At 73.0% G+C, this 16,947-nt stretch carries 13 protein-coding genes and 1 pseudogene; 7 read left to right on the top strand and 7 right to left on the bottom strand.

Annotated features, from left to right (window positions below):
* Positions 1-60 precede the first annotated feature (60 nt).
* Positions 61-1,245: a dephospho-CoA kinase gene (gene coaE / locus GA0070216_RS01130; RefSeq protein ID WP_091238811.1), complete on the top strand. Its 1,185-nt coding sequence runs from the start codon at positions 61-63 to the stop codon at positions 1,243-1,245.
* A gap of 104 nt (positions 1,246-1,349) precedes the next feature.
* Here the strand turns inward: coaE and GA0070216_RS01125 are convergent, their stop codons facing one another.
* A complete protein-coding gene (locus GA0070216_RS01125) occupies positions 1,350-2,894 on the bottom strand; it encodes a hypothetical protein (RefSeq protein ID WP_176738777.1) in 1,545 nt (514 codons plus the stop codon).
* Between the two features lie 340 nt (positions 2,895-3,234).
* On the opposite strand from GA0070216_RS01125, the gene uvrB reads away from it, so the two are divergent.
* The 4 genes and pseudogenes from uvrB to GA0070216_RS01105 form a co-directional block, all read left to right on the top strand.
* Positions 3,235-5,343 (top strand): excinuclease ABC subunit UvrB, encoded by a 2,109-nt coding sequence (gene uvrB, locus GA0070216_RS01120; protein ID WP_091238808.1) that lies wholly within the window; start codon positions 3,235-3,237, stop codon positions 5,341-5,343.
* Positions 5,340-6,260, top strand: a complete 921-nt coding sequence (locus tag GA0070216_RS01115) for a helix-turn-helix domain-containing protein (RefSeq protein WP_091237365.1) — start codon at positions 5,340-5,342, stop codon at positions 6,258-6,260. Before uvrB ends, GA0070216_RS01115 begins: the two co-directional genes overlap by 4 nt.
* Before the next feature lie 23 nt (positions 6,261-6,283).
* Positions 6,284-6,652 carry a VOC family protein gene (locus GA0070216_RS01110; protein ID WP_091237364.1) on the top strand — a complete coding sequence of 123 codons (369 nt, stop codon included), beginning with the start codon at positions 6,284-6,286 and terminating at the stop codon, positions 6,650-6,652.
* A 158-nt stretch (positions 6,653-6,810) separates the two neighbouring features.
* Positions 6,811-7,665, top strand: a pseudogene (locus tag GA0070216_RS01105) (helix-turn-helix domain-containing protein); the annotation flags it as partial.
* A 147-nt stretch (positions 7,666-7,812) separates the two neighbouring features.
* Here the strand turns inward: GA0070216_RS01105 and GA0070216_RS01100 are convergent.
* Positions 7,813-8,574, bottom strand: coding sequence for an SDR family oxidoreductase (locus GA0070216_RS01100; protein WP_091237362.1), 762 nt, complete (start codon positions 8,572-8,574; stop codon positions 7,813-7,815).
* A 380-nt stretch (positions 8,575-8,954) separates the two neighbouring features.
* Positions 8,955-9,248: an antibiotic biosynthesis monooxygenase family protein gene (locus GA0070216_RS01095; RefSeq protein WP_091237361.1), complete on the bottom strand. Its 294-nt coding sequence runs from the start codon at positions 9,246-9,248 to the stop codon at positions 8,955-8,957.
* 492 nt (positions 9,249-9,740) lie between these two features.
* On the opposite strand from GA0070216_RS01095, the gene GA0070216_RS01090 reads away from it, so the two are divergent.
* On the top strand, positions 9,741-10,739 hold the full coding sequence (locus tag GA0070216_RS01090; protein WP_091237360.1) for a TerC family protein: 999 nt from the start codon (positions 9,741-9,743) through the stop codon (positions 10,737-10,739).
* A 52-nt stretch (positions 10,740-10,791) separates the two neighbouring features.
* On the opposite strand, the gene GA0070216_RS01085 is transcribed toward GA0070216_RS01090, so the two are convergent.
* On the bottom strand, positions 10,792-11,733 hold the full coding sequence (locus GA0070216_RS01085; protein WP_245722238.1) for a C40 family peptidase: 942 nt from the start codon (positions 11,731-11,733) through the stop codon (positions 10,792-10,794).
* A gap of 28 nt (positions 11,734-11,761) precedes the next feature.
* Positions 11,762-12,859, bottom strand: a complete 1,098-nt coding sequence (locus tag GA0070216_RS01080) for a mandelate racemase/muconate lactonizing enzyme family protein (RefSeq protein ID WP_091237359.1) — start codon at positions 12,857-12,859, stop codon at positions 11,762-11,764.
* Positions 12,860-12,902: 43 nt separating this feature from the next.
* On the opposite strand from GA0070216_RS01080, the gene GA0070216_RS01075 reads away from it, so the two are divergent.
* Positions 12,903-13,700: a tyrosine-protein phosphatase gene (locus tag GA0070216_RS01075; protein WP_091237358.1), complete on the top strand. Its 798-nt coding sequence runs from the start codon at positions 12,903-12,905 to the stop codon at positions 13,698-13,700.
* A gap of 73 nt (positions 13,701-13,773) precedes the next feature.
* On the opposite strand, the gene GA0070216_RS01070 is transcribed toward GA0070216_RS01075, so the two are convergent.
* Positions 13,774-14,631, bottom strand: a complete 858-nt coding sequence (locus GA0070216_RS01070; protein ID WP_091237357.1) for a serine hydrolase — start codon at positions 14,629-14,631, stop codon at positions 13,774-13,776.
* Between the two features lie 151 nt (positions 14,632-14,782).
* On the bottom strand, positions 14,783-16,651 hold the full coding sequence (gene typA / locus GA0070216_RS01065; protein WP_091237356.1) for a translational GTPase TypA: 1,869 nt from the start codon (positions 16,649-16,651) through the stop codon (positions 14,783-14,785).
* Positions 16,652-16,947: the final 296 nt, after the last annotated feature.

Here is a 16,947-nt window from a genome sequence, read left to right as displayed (position 1 = left end):
GGCGGTCCACGGGGCGGGGGCGGTGTGGTGGGGCGGGAGTCGATCCGGTTGACTGGGTCGGTGCTGAGGGTGGGGTTGACCGGTGGCATCGGGTCCGGCAAGAGCGCGGTGGCGATCCGGCTGGCCGGGCGGGGCGCGATCATCGTCGACTCCGATCGGATCGCCCGGGAGGTGGTCGCCCCGGGCAGTGCGGGGCTGGCCGAGATCGTCGCCGCCTTCTCCGACCGGGTGCTGACCGCCGACGGGGCGCTGGACCGGGCGGCACTGGGCGCGGTGGTCTTCGCCGACGAGGCCGCCCGTCGCCGGCTGGAGCAGATCACCCATCCCCGGGTGCGGGCCCGGTCCGCCGAGCTGTCCGCCGCGGCACCCGCTGACGCGGTGGTGGTCAACGACGTACCGCTGCTGGTGGAGGTGGGGCTTGCGCCGTCGTACCACCTGGTGGTGGTGGTGCAGACGGCCGTGGCCACCCGGTTGGCGCGGTTGGCGCGGGACCGGGGGATGACCCGGGCGGAGGCCGAGCGGCGGATCGCCGCCCAGGCCGACGACGCCCGCCGCCGGGCGGCGGCCGATGTGATCCTGGACAACGACGGCGGTCTCGACGAACTGCACGCCGCCGTGGACGCCCTCTGGCGGGACCGGTTGCTGCCCTACGAGCGCAACGTGCGGGAACACCGGGCGGTCCGGGACGGGTGGGTGGTGTCGACCGAGCCCGACCCGACGTGGCCGCAGCAGTACGCCCGGCTCGCCGCCCGGATCCGGCACGCGCTCGTCCCGGCCGACCTGCGGATCGACCATGTCGGCTCGACCGCTGTCCCGGGGCTGGCCGGCCGGGACGTCATCGACGTGCAGGTGACCGTCCCGTCGCTGGCCGAGGCGGACGGCGCGTTGGCGCAGCGACTCGCCGATGCCGGGTTCCCGAGGGTGCCCGAGGTCCGGTGGGACCGCCCCGGGCCGGCCGGCGGCGACGGCGGGGAGAAGCGGCTGCACGGTGGTGCCGACCCGGGGCGGCCGGTGCGGGTGCACCTGCGGGTGGCCGGATCACCCGGTTGGCGGCACGCCCTGCTGATGCGGGACCACCTGCGTGCCGATCCCGATCAACGGGCGGCGTACCTGCTGGTGAAACGGGAGTTGGCGGCGTCGGCGCCGCTGGAGGGCCCGGGGCACGCCACCGCCGACGACCCGTGGTTCGCCGAGGAGCGGCTGCGGGCGGAGGCCTGGGCGGCGCAGACCGGCTGGTGTCCCTGACCACAGCACACCCGCCCCGCCCCGGCCGTGACGCCAGCGGACCCCGTTGCCGTCAGCCGGGCCATGACGTCGATGTGGCCGTGACGTCAATGGGGGTCGTGACGTCAATGGGGTCGTGACGTCGACGGTGCCTTGCGGCGAGGCGGGACGATTCCCGCCGGCAGCGGGCCGGGGCTCAGGTCCAGTTGCGCCCACAGGCCAGCGGGGGTGCGCAGTTCCAGCCGGCGCAGGAAACCGGCCCGGTCCAGCCAGTACCGCAGGCGCAGGCTCTGCTGGCGTACCTCGAACACGTCCACCGCTCGGTTGGCCTGCCGGTCGCCCCGGACCCGGACGGCGGCACCGATACCCGGGGGCTGACCACCGGCCCGCACCGCCGCGTCGACCAGCACGTCCAGTTGGTCGGCCGGCTGACTGCCGGTCCGCCAACCGGTCCCGGCCGGTGGCGGCACCGGCGGAGCGGGGGCCGTGGTGCCCGGCCCGACCGGTACGTCCGTCCGGGCGAAGCCGGACCGGTCCCGACGCAGCAGCGTCCGACGGCCGAGGGTGTCCAGTTCGGCGACCGACAGGTACGCGACACCGGCGGACCAGCTGAGCCAGCCGGCACCCCGCAGGTTGGCGGCGCTGCCGAGCGGGGCGGTCACGGTGACCGCAGCCCCGGTGCCAGCACGCAGCCGGGTGGCCAGCCGGCCCAGCCGGGCAGCCTCCTCGTCGGTGAGGGCCCGGGATAGTCCCGGCCGGCCACCGAGCGCGTCGACCGGCCATGGCGTCGGCCGGTCGACCCGGTCCAGCTCGACGGTGATCGGGGTGCCGTCGGCGAGTCGGCCCGCCCAGCGACGCAGCCGGGCATCCCGGTCCACCCACCAGCGGGGGTCCGCGTCCCCGGCCACCGGGTGGCCGGTCGGTGCGGTGGTCGGCCCGGCCGGTCGGCCGGTCGGTCCGGTCGGCCGCAGCGCCGCCTGGAGGACGTCCACCGGGTCGCCGCCGACGGTGTCCCGGCCGAGCCACCGTCCGCCGCCGGCGTGCAGTGGCTCGGCCGGTTCGGCCCGGTCGGCGGCGAGCGCGAAGAGGACGTCGAGCGCACCGGCCAGACCCCGCCCGGGCGGCGGGTTCCGCAGCCGCCAGCGGTCACCGGGGGGCATCAGCGGTGGCCGGGCCGGGGTCACGATCGCGCGGGGATCGGGCCGCTGCACCAGGACCGACGGGGTGGCCTGCACCAGGCCCCGATCCTGCCCGGCGCCCGGTCCGCCGACGTCGAGGTAGGCCAGCGGACGGGACCAGTCGACCCAGCCGACCAGGTCGGTGCGGCCGGCCCCGGTGCCGACGGCCACCCGTACCCCGGCCCGGACGTCCCGGTAGGTGCTGACCCGGACGGCGGCCAGCCGCTCGGCCTCGTCGGCGGTCAGTGCGCGGGCCGGTGCGGCCGGTGCGGGCGACCAACTGGGCAGGCCGGCCACCAGGGCGGCGGCGGACGTGGCGGCGACGACGCCCAGGACGACGATGGTGGTACGTCGCCGGCCCGGGGCGCTCTCCTCGGCCGTGGGTGCGACGACGGTGACCGACCGGCGGGCCGTGCGGTGCTGCCGTCCGGCGTGTCGCCGGCCCGGGCCGGTGCCGGGTGGGTGTCGGGGCCGGTCGGACGAGGTCTCCACGTGTGGTGAACGGGCCGGCCCGGGGCGGGGTGACGCCGGGGTGCCAGGTCCGGGGGTGGTGGGCTGGCCGGACAGGCAGGGGCGCTCGCGGCGGCCGGTCTGCGCCAGGGGCGCGACCACGCGGGATGCGCACGCCGGTGATGTCCGGGTGCTGCGACCCCAGGTGCCGGGCGGTGGGAGCCTGTCGAGGCCCGGCCACCGCCGCGGTCGGCCGCCGCGAGCGGCCTACGGTGTCCAGGCTAGCCCTCTGAGATGTGGGCCACAATGGCAATATCGAAGGTGATCACCGGCTGGCGGCGGTCGCGATGGAGTGTCGGACCTGCGGCGTACCGTGGATGCCATGGCGCTCGACATTCCTCGGCTCGACGGTCGCTTCCAGGTCGTCAGTGACTTCCAGCCGGCCGGCGACCAGCCGGCCGCCATCGATGAACTTGAGCGTCGGGTCCGGCGTGGCGACCGTAACACCGTGCTGCTCGGCGCCACCGGCACCGGCAAGAGCGCCACCACGGCGTGGTTGGTCGAGCGGCTGCAACGGCCGACCCTGGTGCTCGCCCCCAACAAGACGCTCTGCGCCCAGTTGGCCAAGGAGTTCAGCGAGCTGCTCCCGCACAACTCGGTGGAGTATTTCGTCTCCTACTACGACTACTACCAGCCCGAGGCCTACATCCCGCAGACCGACACCTACATCGAGAAGGACTCCTCGATCAACGAGGAGGTCGAGCGGCTGCGGCACAAGGCGACCATGTCGCTGCTCACCCGCCGCGACACGATCGTGGTGGCGACCGTCTCGGCCATCTACGGTCTGGGCACCCCCGAGGAATACCTCGACCGGGCCGTCCGGGTCACCATCGGGCAGGAGCTGGACCGCGACCAGCTGCTGCGCCGGCTGGTCGACATCCAGTACACCCGCAACGACATGGCCTTCCAGCGGGGCACCTTCCGGGTCCGGGGCGACACCCTGGAGATCATCCCGGCGTACGAGGAGTTGGCGGTCCGGATCGAGCTGTTCGGTGACGAGGTGGAGAAGCTCTACTACCTCAACCCGCTCACCGGCGACGTGGTCAAGGAGGTCGACCACCTGTTGATCTTCCCGGCCACGCACTACGCGGCCGGTCCGGAGCGGATGGAGCGGGCCACCCGGGACATCGAGGCCGAGCTGGGGGAGCGGTTGGCCGAGCTGGAACGGCAGGGCAAGCTGCTGGAGGCACAGCGGCTGCGGATGCGCACCACCTACGACCTGGAGATGATGCGTCAGGTCGGTTTCTGCTCCGGCATCGAGAACTACTCCATGCACATCGACGGCCGGCTGCCCGGCAGCCCGCCGCACTGCCTGCTCGACTACTTCCCGGACGACTTCCTCACCGTGGTCGACGAGTCGCACGTCACCATCCCGCAGATCGGCGGCATGTTCGAGGGCGACGCCTCGCGTAAGCGGATGCTGATCGACCACGGTTTCCGGCTGCCCAGCGCCGCCGACAACCGTCCGCTGCGCTTCGACGAGTTCCTGGAGCGGGTCGGCCAGCTGGTCTACCTGTCGGCCACCCCGGGCACCTGGGAGATGGAACAGGCCCAGGGCGAGTTCGTCGAGCAGGTCATCCGCCCCACCGGCCTGGTCGATCCGGAGGTCGTGATCAAGCCGACCAAGGGCCAGATCGACGACCTGATGCACGAGATCAAACTGCGGACCGAGCGGGACGAGCGGGTGCTGGTCACCACGCTGACCAAGAAGATGGCCGAGGACCTGTCGGACTACCTCCTGGAGAACGGCATCCGGGTGCGTTACCTGCACTCCGAGGTCGACACCCTGCGCCGGGTGGAGCTGTTGCGCGAGCTGCGCAAGGGCGACTACGACGTGCTGGTCGGCATCAACCTGCTCCGGGAGGGTCTCGACCTGCCCGAGGTCTCCCTGGTGGCGATCCTGGACGCCGACAAGGAAGGCTTCCTGCGCAGTGGCCGGTCGCTGATCCAGACCATCGGCCGGGCCGCCCGTAACGTCTCCGGCCAGGTGCACATGTACGCCGACAAGATCACCCCGTCGATGGCGTTGGCGATCGACGAGACCAACCGTCGTCGGGCCAAGCAGATCGCGCACAACGAGGCGCACGGGATCAGCCCCGAGCCGCTGCGCAAGAAGATCCACGACATCCTCGACGACATCTACCGCGAGGCGGAGGACACCGAGAGTTCCCGGATCGGCGGGGCCGCCCGGCAGCTCTCCCGGGGCAAGGCGCCGGTCAAGGAGACCCGCAGTCGCAGTCGGACCACCGCCGGGACGCCCTCCCGGGAGGGGATGGCGCGCGCCGACCTGGCGCAGCTGATCCAGGAACTCAACGACCAGATGCTCGCCGCCGCCCGGGAATTGCAGTTCGAGCTGGCGGCGCGGATCCGGGACGAGGTCTCCGACCTGAAGAAGGAACTGCGCGGGATGGACGCCGCCGGGGTGAAGTGACGGGCAACCCGGTGCTGGACGAGGTGTGCGCCGGGACGCCGGCCGGCGGGCTGCGCCCCTTCGTGGGCCGTTACCTCGGCTACCGGGAGGGCATGCCGGGGGGTGTGGCATCCGGGCGGGGGACATCGCCGCCACTGGTCCGGCACGAGGCGGCCGGTGCCTTCGTGGTCCTCATCCTCGGGTGGGGTGCCCCGCTCGACGTGCTGAACCCGCGCTCGGCGGCACACAGCGCCTACCGGGTGGACTCGTTCGTGGCGGGGCCGTACGACGGCTACTGCACGACCTCGACGGTGGGTGCCGGGGCCGGGGTGGAGTTGCTGCTCACCCCGCCGGCAGCTCGCCGGATTCTCGGGGTTCCCCTCGGTGAGCTGGCCAACCGGGCGGTGCCGGTCGACCAGCTCACCGATGCCTGGCTCGACCGGCTGCGGGTCCGGCTGGCCGAGGCGTCGGGCTGGCCCCGCCGGTTCGCCCTGCTCGACACGGCGCTCGGGGCCCGGCTGGCAGCCACCGATCAGGTCGACCCGCACCTCGGTCGGGCCTGGGGCCGGCTTGCCGGGTCGGCCGGCCGGATCGGTATCGGCGAGTTGGCCGGCGAGCTGGGTTGGAGTCGTCGGCACCTCGCCGGGCGGTTCCGCCGGGAACTGGGGCTGGCCCCGAAGACGACCGCCCGGCTGCTGCGCTTCCAGCGGGCGTACGCGGCCCTGGGTCGGGAGTCCGCGATGCCCGGCACGCCCGTCAGGCCGGATCGTCCCGAGCCGTCGAACGGCGGGGCCGAGCCGGTGGGCAACTGGGCCGAACTGGCGGTGCGTTGGGGGTACTACGACCAGTCGCACCTGATCCGGGAGTTCCGGGAGTTCACCGGGGCGACCCCGGCGGCGCTGGGCCGGCCCGGTTCCCATTCGTCCAATCCGGGCTGAGTCCGGGGCGGCACACTCGACGCATGACGAACATCTACCCGACCTTCCGGTATCCCGACGCCCGGGCGGCGATCGACTGGCTCTGTGCCGCGTTCGGGTTCCGGGTCCTCGCGGTGCACGACGGCCCGGACGGGGCGGTGGCGCACGCCGAACTGGCGCTCGGCGACGGCATCATCATGCTCGGCACGGGCCGGGGCGAACCGGATCGGCCCGCCGATGACGCCTACGCTGTCTACGTGGCGGTCGACGACCTGGACGCCCACCACGACCGCGCGCGGGCCGCCGGGGCGGAGATCATCCGAGGCCCGTTCGACACCGACTACGGTTCCCGCGACTACGCGGCGCGGGACCTTGCCGGCTACGTCTGGTCGTTCGGCACCTACCGGCCCTGACCGCCCCGGGGCGGTGCCGGCGGAAGCGCCGGGCGGGCGAAACGGCCCGACGCGCCACCGGCGGCATCCGAATCAGGCTCAGATAAATGTTGCGGTGAGCAAGCAATGTGTTGCCCTGGGTGATGATCCTGCGTACCCTCCCTCGTGGGGAGGCCGGGATGCCATTGTCATCGAGTCCTGTCATTCGACGCGCGAGGCTCGGCGCCGAGCTGCGCCAGTTGCGCAGACGGGAGGCGCTGACGCTGGAACAGGTCTGTGCCCGGCTGGGCTGGGCCTCCACGTCCAAGCTGTCCCGCATCGAGTTGGGGCAGAGTCGGCCCGATCTGGCCGACGTGCTCGATCTGCTGGACATCTACGAGGTGCCGTCGCCGCAGCGCGAGGCGCTGATCGTCATCGCACGGGACGCGGCGACCGGTCGCGGCTGGTGGAAGGCGCTCGGCGAGATGAGCGAGCGGCAGCGCACCTACGCCGAGTTGGAGGCGGGGGCGGCGGCCATCGTGGAATACCAGCCGACGGTGCTGCCCGGCCTGCTCCAGGCGCCCGGCTACGCGCGGTTGCGGATCACGGCCGGCCGGCTGCTACACCCGGACGTCGACGTCGAGGCCGACCTGCGGGCCCGGCTCACCCGGCAGGGGGTGTTGCGCCGTCCCGATCCGCCGCGGTACACCGCGTTGCTCGACGAGCGGGCCTGTGATCCGGCCGGCCTGCCCGCCGAGGTCTGGCGTGAGCAGTTGGACCAGTTGCTGGCGTTTGCCGAGCTGCCGCACGTGACCATCCGGATGGTGCCGAGGACGGCGGTGCCGCGCGGTGGGGCGTACCCGTTGACCGCCTTCTCGTGTTACTCGTTTCCTGACCCGGCCGATCCGCGCACGGTGATGCTGGAGGCGCTGACCACCGACGTGCGGCTGGCCTCCGACGCCGACGTCGGTCGCTACGACCGGATGATCGGCTGGCTCTCCGCCGCCGCGCTCAGCGCGGCGGAGACGGTGGATCTGCTCGGCCGCAGGGCCGCTGGTCTCGTCGTCGGTCCACCCACAGGCACCGCCGTCGGTCCTGGCGATGGCGGGGGGCCCGTCCACTGTGGGGGAGCAGCAGCCGAAGGCGCCGACGGCAGCGGGCGCGGGACGCCGGAGGCCAGCAGGCGGGCGGCCGGTCCGGGCTCACCCGTAGCGGTGGAAGCCACCCTCGGAGTCGATGACCTGACCGGTGATCCAGTCCGCCTCCCGTGAACAGAGGAAACGCACCAGGCGGGCCGCCTCCTGCGGGGTGCCCCAGCGGCCGGCCGGAAAGCGCGCCGCCACGGCGGCGTGCGCGTCCGGTGGGGCGTAGCCGGTGTCGGTCGGTCCGGGGTTGAGGCAGTTGACGGTGACCCCCCGGGCCATCAGCAGTGGCGCGAGCTGCGCGGTGAGGTTCTCCAGGGCGGCCTTGCCGGCCGCGTAGGCCAGCTCGTCGGGCATCGGGCCGAGGCGTTGGCCGCTGGAGAAGAACACCAGCCGGCCGCCCGCCCCGGCGGTGAAGGAGGTGGCGAAGGCGTCGGCCAGCAGCAGGGTGGCCCGGACGTTCACCAGCAGATGCCGGTCGATTTCGATGGCGTCCAGCTCGCCCAGGCGGGTGCGGGTGGAGTAGGCGTGGGCCGCCACCACGGCGTCGAGCCGGCCGTGCCGGCGTACCGCCTCGGCGACCAGGGCCGCCGGGGTGGCCGGGTCGAGCAGGTCGGCGGTGACGTGGCCGGCGGCCTCGCCCAGCTCGGCCAGCAGCGCCGGCACGCCGTCCGGGTCGCCGCCGTAGGGCTGGGCGTCGTCGTAGCCGGGCAGGCCGGTGAGGAGCAGCCGATGCCCGTCGGCGGCGAGGATGCGGGCGACCGCCGCGCCGATGCCGACCCGTCGGCTCACCCCGGTCACCAGGAACACCCGTGCGGTCATGCGGGCCAGTCAACCGGACCCGGCACGCCGGACGCCACGGATTACCCCACGCCGCCCGGAGCAGCCGCGTGGAACGGCCACCGGCGTCGCGCGCCCCCCGGGCTCGCCCGCCGGCCCTGCGGTCACGGTGGCCCTGCGGTCACGGTGGCCCTGCGGTCACGGTGGCCCTGCGGTCACGGTGGCCCTGCGGTCACGGTGGGTTTGCCGCGCACGGTGGTTTGCCGCGCGACCACCGGACCCGGCGCCCCCGAACGCGTCGGGGCCGGTGTGCCGCGCGTGCGCCGCACGATAACCCGGAGGTACGACAGATTCGGATCGATCCGGATCGACCAGGGTAGATTCTTGCCGCCGTGGAGCCGGCCCGATCGCGACCGCCCGACTCAGGCCGGGACGTCGACGAAGTGCTCGACCCGGGGCGGGCCGGCGAAGTGTGGGCCGATCAGCGCCCGCCACCTGCCGAACGCCTCGGTGGCCCGGAAGTTCTCCTCGTGCGCCTGCACCGAGTCCCACTCCACCAGGAGCACGAATCGGGAGGGGGATTCGATGCCCCGGGTCATCCGGACCGATCGGCATCCCTCGGCGGCGATGATGATGGCGTGCGCCTCCGCGTAGGCGGCGGCGAACCCGTCCTCGTGTCCGGGCAGTACGTCGATGAGCGCGACCTCAAGCACCATGCGGACAGCCTGCCACGCGGCGCTGCTCCGCCACCGGGGTGGGGCCGACCTTCGCGCCCGACTACACCTAGCCTCCTAGGATGCCTTAGCGGGTGTGCGTCGGGCTACCGCGCCGGCCGCCCGACACGATCGGCCTTCACCTGCGGTATCAACTCCGGGAGAGAGCCGAAGTGCGCCCCGCCGCGACGGTGACGGGACGCGGCGAACGGAGTCGGAACGTGATGCTGCCGGCAATGCATGCCGCAGGAGGTGCGCCCGCGGCCCTTGATGGTGAACAATGGCGGCCGAGGAGGGGAGTATTCCCCCGCGACGGAGTCGTCAGCACGGTCGAGCGTCACCCGACAACCGACCCGGCTCCGCCGGTCGGTGCCCCGTTCGCGGGTCACCGGCGGAAGAGACCTCCGTCAGTCACCAGTGTGTGCGTCGTCGCCCACCCCGCCGTCACGCGGCGTACGGTGTGCCCCGACGCCGCGTGTCTGTCGGAGGAATGGATTGAACGTGTCCGGAATGGTGTGGGCGGGAACCCTCGTCGCACTGACGGCTGTGCTCCTCGTCGACCTCTTCATCATCGGTCGCCGGCCGCACGAGCCGAGTGTCCGCGAGTCGAGCCTCTGGGTCAGCTTCTACGTCGGCCTGGCGCTGCTCTTCGGGGTCGGGCTGTGGGTCACCGCGGGCGGCAATGTGGCCGGCCAGTTTTACACCGGTTGGCTCACCGAGTACAGCCTCTCGGTGGACAACCTCTTCGTCTTCGTGATCATCATGGCCCGGTTCGGGGTGCCCCGGAAATATCAGCAGAAGGTGCTGCTCGTCGGCATCGTGCTGGCCCTGGTCATGCGGGGCGGCTTCATCGCCGCCGGAGCGGCGCTGCTCGCCCAGTTCTCCTGGGTGTTCTACATCTTCGGCGCGTTCCTGATCTACACGGCGATCAACCTGGCCCGCCAGGGTGAGCCGGAGGAGGACGAGTTCAAGGAGAACCTGCTGATCCGGTGGAGCCGCAAGGCACTGCCGATCTCGCGGGACTACGACGGCGCGAAGCTCACCACCCACCAGGCCGGCCGGCGGCTGTTCACCCCGATGCTGGTGGTGATGATCGCGATCGGCACCACCGACCTGATCTTCGCGCTGGACTCGATTCCGGCGATCTTCGGGATCACCCAGGAGCCCTATCTGGTCTTCACCGCGAACGTCTTCGCGTTGATGGGCCTGCGGCAGCTCTACTTCCTGGTCGGTGGGCTGCTCGACCGGCTGATCTACCTGAGTTACGGCCTGGCGGTGGTGCTCGGCTTCATCGGCGTCAAGCTGGTGCTGGAGGCGTTGGCCGACAACAACCTGCCGTTCCTCAACGACGGTGAGCCGATCGGCTGGGCGCCGCACATCCCGATCTGGCTGTCGTTGACCGTCATCCTCGGCTGCCTCGCCGTGGCGACGGTGGCCAGCCTGGTCAAGTCGTCCCGGGACCGCCGCCGCGAGCTGGTCGAGGCCCGCCGCTGACCGTAGTGGCCACGATGGGCGTCACCGCATTTCGGTGACGCCCATTCCCCGGTCAGACCCGGTGCGCGCCGACCAGGGTGGCGACCCGGTCGGGCGCCAGCGGCTCCGCCAGCACCCGCCGCTGCCGGTAGCAGGCGTGCAGCATCCGTGGCCCGCTGCCGGCGGTCACCAGGCCGACGTGGTGGACTCCCCGTCCGGGTCGGGCAAAGAAGTAGAGGTCGCCGGGGCGTTCCTCGCCGGTCGGCACCGGAGTGGTGGCCGCCGCCTGGTCGTCGGCGTCGCGGGGCAGCGTCACGCCGAACCGCCGCCAGACCAGGTGCACCAGGCCGGAACAGTCGATCCCGTGCCCGGAGAGCCCACCCCAGACGTACGCGACGTCCCGTAGCCGGGCGGCCACGGCGAGCACGTCGTCGGCCGTCGGTGCGGCGGCGGGCAGGTCGGTGACGTCGGCCTCGGGCACCCAGAGCGGGTGGGGCCGCTCGGGTGCCCGGACCGGTCGCCACCCGTCGACGGCGGGGCCCACGGGCCGGAGCCGGGTGCCGAGGACCACCCCGGGCAGGGTCACCGGACCGTCCGGGGCGGCGCGCAGGCCGGTGCTGACGGCGTCGACGACCAGTGGGCCGGGCGGGTCCCCGTGCGGGGTGGCCGGGGCGAGTTGCGCGGCGGGCAGCCAACCGGGATAGCCGCGCGGGTCGCGTCGGGGGGCGGCCTGTTCCACCGCGACCACCTCGGCCCAGCCGTCGGGGTGCAGTGCGGTCACCAGGACCCGTTCGCCGAGCAGTAGTTGGCTGAGCACGCAGTCGCCGACCCGTTGGGTGGCGTCCATCCCGGTGATCCAGCCGTCGGTGTCGGACGGCACCGCCAGGGCCGGCCGGTCGACCGGCCGGGTCGCGCCGGGGTCGGTCCACAGGGTGGCGACGGCCACTCGTACGAGGGCCTCGCGACCCGGCTCCAACTCCACGTCGACCTCCGGCTCACGTGTCGGTGCCCTCATCGGACGATAGGAAAGAAAACTGCGATCATCAACCTTGACGTTGAACTTTTGTTTCGGTCACCGAGGTGATGCCGAGGCCCGGGGCGTCGGGCAGCACCACCGTGGCACCCTCGTACCGCAGCCCCCCGCGCACCGGTGACCGGGTCAGCCACCAGGCGGCGTCCAGGTCGGACACCGCGCTGGTCCGGTATGCGGCGGCCAGGCTGGCCGCCGCGCCGACGCCGACCTCACTCTCCATCATGGACCCCACGAGGGTGCCCATGCCGTGTGCACGGGCCAACTCCAGCAGGGTCCGTGCCGGCCCCAGCCCGCCGCACTTGGCGAGCTTGACGTTGACCAGGTCGGCGGCCCGCCGCCGGATCACCTCGACCAGGTCCCGTACCCCGAACACCGCCTCGTCGGCCAGGATCGGCACGTTCACCCGGTCGCCGACCCAGGCCATGCCGTCCAGGTCCCACCGGGCGACCGGCTGCTCGATCAGCTCCACGTCGAGCCCGGCGTCCTCGACGCCCCGGATCACCCGGACCGCCTCGCGCGGCGTCCATCCCTGGTTGGCGTCCAGCCGGATCCGCACCTGCGGGCCGACGGCCGCCCGGACCGCGCGGACCCGGTCCAGATCGCCCGCCGCGTCCGTGCCGACCTTCAGCTTCAGCACGTCGAAGCCCTCGCCCTGCCGCTGCCGGGCGGCCGTCGCCAGCTCCGCGCCGTCCCCGGCGGCCAGCGTGACGTCCGTCGGTACCCGCAGCGCCGTGCCGCCGAGCAACCGCACCAGTGGTACGCCGAGCCGCCGCGCCGCCAGGTCGTGCAGGGCCACGTCCAGCGCGGACCGGGCCGCCTCGTTGCCGGCCACCGTCGCCGCCATCTCGGCGCAGCGGGCCAGCACGTCATCGGCGTCCCGCCCCACCACCGCCGGGCCGAGCACGGTGCGTACGCACGCCTCCGCGCCGGCCACCGACGCCCCGGTGACCTGCCACACCTGTGGCGCCTCCCCGTAACCGGACCGCCCGTCGTCGTCGGTCACCTCCACCACCAGGGTCTCCACCGTGGTGGTCCGGCGCAGCGCGGTGACGAACGGGGTGTGCAGGGGCGCGGACAGCCGGTGGGTGCGTACCGCGGCGATCGTCATGTGCGGCACCCTATACGCACCATGTCGCCGGAGAGGGAGATCGATGAGCGTGCGGGACTGGGAGCTGGTGGGCGCACCGAACGCCCGTGACCTGGGCGGACTACCCACCACGGAGGGGCGGCGGGTACGCGTCGGCCGGCTGATCCGGACCGCGGCGCTGGGTCGGTTGACCGAGGCGGACCTGACGGTGCTGGGCCGGCTCGCCCCGGCCTGCGTCGTGGACCTGCGCGACGATTCCGAGACCGTGCTCGCCCCGCCGAACCGGCTGGTCGGTGACCCGTTCCTGGTCCGGCTGCCGGTGCTCGACCCGGCGCACCCCGGGTTCAGCTACCTCTCGGCGGTGCTGCACGGCCACGACCTCACCGGCTACGAGGAGCAGGCCCGGCGGGGCGCGGCGGCGGCGATGGCGGAGGTCTACCGCTGGTTCGTCCGCGGCGCGGCGGCCCGGGAGGGCTTCGCCCGCGCGGTCCGGTTGGCGGCCGACCCGGCCCACCTGCCGTTGCTGTTCCACTGCTCGGCCGGCAAGGACCGCACCGGGTGGCTGGCGGTGGTGCTGCTCACCGCCCTCGGCGTCGACGAGGAGACGGTGCGGGCCGACTACCTGCGGCACAACGACCTGACGGTGGAGCTGCGGGCGGCGGCGTCGGCGGCGATGCTGCGCCGACGGCCGGAGCTGGACCCGGAGACGGCGCAGGCGGTGCTGGGGGTCCGCCCCGAGTATCTGGACGCGGCGTACGACGAGGTGCGCCGGGTGCACGGGTCGTTCGACGCGTACCTGGTCGACGGCTTGGGGGTGACCCCCGAGGTCCGTGCCGCCCTGCGGACGCACCTGTTGGACTGACGGTGCGGCCCGTCGGTGGACCGGGGTCGGTCGCCGGCAGGTGGGGCCGGGGTCGGGGTCGGTCGGTGGCCGGTCAGCCGGCCAGGTCGTGCCGGGCCGCCCAGGCCGTCGCCGAGATCTCCGCGACCAGTCGGCAGGCGTCGTCGAGGTCGTCGTCGGGCGCGGCGGCCAGGTCGGTGGTGGTGCAGACGGCGATCACGTACGCCGGGGCGTCGTCGGGCAGGACCACCCCGGCACCGTGCCGCACCCCGCGTACCCAGCCGTTCTTGTGGGCGATCCGGGTGCCGTCGGGCAGCCCGGCGGCGAGATCCTCCCGGTGCCGCTGGGCCAGCAGCACGTCCAGCATGGCGGCGCAGGCCGCCGGGGAGGCCAGGGGGCCGGGGTGCTCGACACCGGCGGCCAGCCCGCCGAGCAGCGCCGCCAGGTCGGCGGGGGTGACCAGGTTGGTGATGCCCGCCTCCCGGGCGGCGGCGTCCTCGATGCCCCGACCGGTGACGCTGTGCCGGGCCCCGGCGAGCCGCCACGCTTCGGCCACGGCGGGCAGCCCGACCCGGTCGATGAGCAGGTTGGTGGCGAAGTTGCTGGACCGGGTGATCATCCGGTCGGCCAGCCAACGCGGGGTGGCCTGCCCGCCGAGCCGCTCCCAGACCGCGTCGTCGTTGTCGTAGTGCCGGGCGCAGGAGAACCGGGGCGCGTCCGGCCGGGCCGAGTCGAACTCGTTGACCACCGGCACCGGCGCGTCCAGGGCGAGGGTGCCGGCCTCGGCGGCGCGGTACAGCGCCACCAGCACCGCGACCTTCATGGTGCTGGCCGCGTAGTGGGTGGCGTCGGGGGTACGCGTCCAACTGGCCGGGGCGTCGAGCCGGCCCACGTACGCCGAGACGGTGCCGGGCACCCGGTCCAGCCGGGCGTCGAGGTCATCCCAGGTCATGCCGGTGACGCTAGCGGACCGCCGGCCCACCTGGAGGCCGGGACCGCGTCGGCCCCCACCCTGTCCTGCTCGTGGGCTGCGGCCGGGGTGGGACGGGCGGGAGCCCCGGTCCGCGTGCGGCGGACCGGGGCTCCGGGTGGTGCGGGGTGGGTCAGCCGGCGTGCTTGCGGCGGGCGGCCATCCGGCCCCGCTGGGTCTGGTCCAGCACCACCTTGCGAATCCGGACGGCGACCGGGGTCACCTCGACGCACTCGTCCTCGCGGCAGAACTCCAGCGCCTGCTCCAGGGAGAGCTTGCGCGGCGGGATCAGCTTCTCGGTCTCGTCGGAGGTCGAGGCCCGCATGTTGGTGAGCTTCTTCTCCTTGGTGATGTTGACGTCCATGTCGTCGGAGCGGGAGTTCTCCCCGACGATCATGCCCTCGTACACCTCGGTGGTCGGCTCGACGAAGAGCTGGCCGCGCTCCTGCAGGTTGATCATCGCGAACGGGGTGACCACGCCGGTCCGGTCGGCCACCAGCGACCCGTTGTTGCGGGTACGCAGCTCACCGAACCACGGCTCGTACGACTCGAAGACGTGGTGCAGGATGCCGGTGCCCCGGGTGTCGGTGAGGAACTCGGTGCGGAAGCCGATCAGTCCGCGCGCCGGCACCAGCCACTCCATCCGGATCCAGCCGGTGCCGTGGTTGACCAGCTGCTCCATCCGACCCTTGCGGGTGGCCAGGAGTTGGGTGATCGCGCCCAGGTACTCCTCCGGCGCGTCGATGGTCAGCCGCTCCACCGGCTCGCAGGTCTTGCCGTCGATCTCCTTGGTGACCACCTGCGGCTTGCCGACGGTCAGCTCGTAGGACTCGCGGCGCATCTGCTCGACCAGGATGGCCAGGGCCAGCTCGCCTCGGCCCTGCACCTCCCAGGCGTCCGGCCGCTCGGTGGGCAGGATCCGCAGCGACACGTTGCCGACGAGTTCCTTGTCGAGCCGGTCCTTGACCATCCGGGCGGTGACCTTGGCGCCCTTGACCCGGCCGACCAGCGGCGAGGTGTTGGTGCCGATGGTCATCGAGATGGCCGGCTCGTCCACGGTGATCAGCGGCAGCGGGATCGGGTTCTCCGCGTCGGCCAGGGTCTCGCCGATCATGATCTCCGGGATGCCGGCGACGGCGATGATGTCGCCCGGCCCGGCCGAGTCGGCCGGCTTGCGCTCCATGCCCTCGGTCATCAGCATCTCGGAGATGCGGACCCGCTGGGTGTTGCCGTCGGTACGGCACCAGGCCACCGTCTGGCCCTTGGCGATGGTGCCCTGCCGCACCCGGCACAGCGCCAGCCGGCCCAGGAACGGCGAGGCGTCGAGGTTGGTGACGTGCGCCTGCAACGGCGCGCCCTCGTCGTAGGAGGGCGGCGGGATGGTGCCGAGCAGGGTCCGGAACAGCGGTTCCAGGCTGGTGCTGTCGCCCGGCACCGTGCCGTCGGCGGGCTGGGTCAGCGAGGCGATGCCGTCGCGGGCGCAGGCGTAGACGATCGGGAAGTCGATCTGCTCCTCGTCGGCGTCGAGGTCGAGGAAGAGCTCGTAGGTGTCGTCCACGACCTCCTTGATCCGGGCGTCGGGGCGGTCCACCTTGTTGATCACGAGAATGATCGGCATCCGGGCCTTGAGCGCCTTGCGCAGCACGAAGCGGGTCTGCGGCAGCGGGCCCTCGCTGGCGTCGACCAGCAGCACCACCCCGTCGACCATGGTCAGGCCGCGTTCCACCTCGCCGCCGAAGTCGGCGTGGCCGGGGGTGTCGATGATGTTGATGGTGACCGGGTCGGAGCCGTCCGCCGGCAGGTAGCGCACGCCGGTGTTCTTGGCCAGGATGGTGATGCCCTTTTCCCGTTCGAGATCCATCGAGTCCATGACGCGCTCGGTGTTCTCACCACGGGCCCCGTAGGCGCCGGCCTGCCGCAACATGGCGTCGACCAGGGTCGTTTTGCCGTGGTCGACGTGGGCGATGATGGCGACATTGCGGAGGTCGGTGCGAAGCTGCATACCCTCCATACTCCTGTCTACGGTTGCCGGGGCAGGTGTCGGGGTCACCCCGTCACCGCCCGGATCTCTGCCGGAACTGCTGTTCCGGCCATGCCAGCTGCGGGTCTGCCGATCCCACCGGCGTCCCGCCGGCCCGGTGGGTCGGCGGGCACCTGGTCGCGACGAGCACGGCGGACGAGGCCACAGTGATCTTCGGTCTGTCGGTGCCGGGGGAGTCTCGACCCTGCTGGTCGGTCTCCTAGCGTACGCGGGTCCGCGAAGGCCCGTCTCGGCACTGCTCCCGCTGAGCGGGCCGG

Source organism: Micromonospora matsumotoense (assembly GCF_900091525.1).
In the GTDB taxonomy this organism is placed as follows: domain Bacteria; phylum Actinomycetota; class Actinomycetes; order Mycobacteriales; family Micromonosporaceae; genus Micromonospora; species Micromonospora matsumotoensis.
The sequence above is the reverse complement of the archived record's forward strand: the minus strand, read 5'-3'. Positions and strand labels throughout refer to the sequence as shown.

What these genes read in the sequence shown, in the direction of transcription:
- GA0070216_RS01080 (WP_091237359.1), bottom strand. Translation starts at nt 12,859, where the DNA reads ATGACGATCGCCGCGGTACGCACCCACCGGCTGTCCGCGCCCCTGCAC.
- GA0070216_RS01110 (WP_091237364.1), top strand. Translation starts at nt 6,284, where the DNA reads ATGACGAACATCTACCCGACCTTCCGGTATCCCGACGCCCGGGCGGCG.
- GA0070216_RS01100 (WP_091237362.1), bottom strand. Translation starts at nt 8,574, where the DNA reads ATGACCGCACGGGTGTTCCTGGTGACCGGGGTGAGCCGACGGGTCGGC.
- GA0070216_RS01075 (WP_091237358.1), top strand. Translation starts at nt 12,903, where the DNA reads ATGAGCGTGCGGGACTGGGAGCTGGTGGGCGCACCGAACGCCCGTGAC.
- GA0070216_RS01095 (WP_091237361.1), bottom strand. Translation starts at nt 9,248, where the DNA reads ATGGTGCTTGAGGTCGCGCTCATCGACGTACTGCCCGGACACGAGGAC.
- uvrB (WP_091238808.1), top strand. Translation starts at nt 3,235, where the DNA reads ATGGCGCTCGACATTCCTCGGCTCGACGGTCGCTTCCAGGTCGTCAGT.
- typA (WP_091237356.1), bottom strand. Translation starts at nt 16,651, where the DNA reads ATGCAGCTTCGCACCGACCTCCGCAATGTCGCCATCATCGCCCACGTC.
- GA0070216_RS01070 (WP_091237357.1), bottom strand. Translation starts at nt 14,631, where the DNA reads ATGACCTGGGATGACCTCGACGCCCGGCTGGACCGGGTGCCCGGCACC.
- GA0070216_RS01085 (WP_245722238.1), bottom strand. Translation starts at nt 11,733, where the DNA reads ATGAGGGCACCGACACGTGAGCCGGAGGTCGACGTGGAGTTGGAGCCG.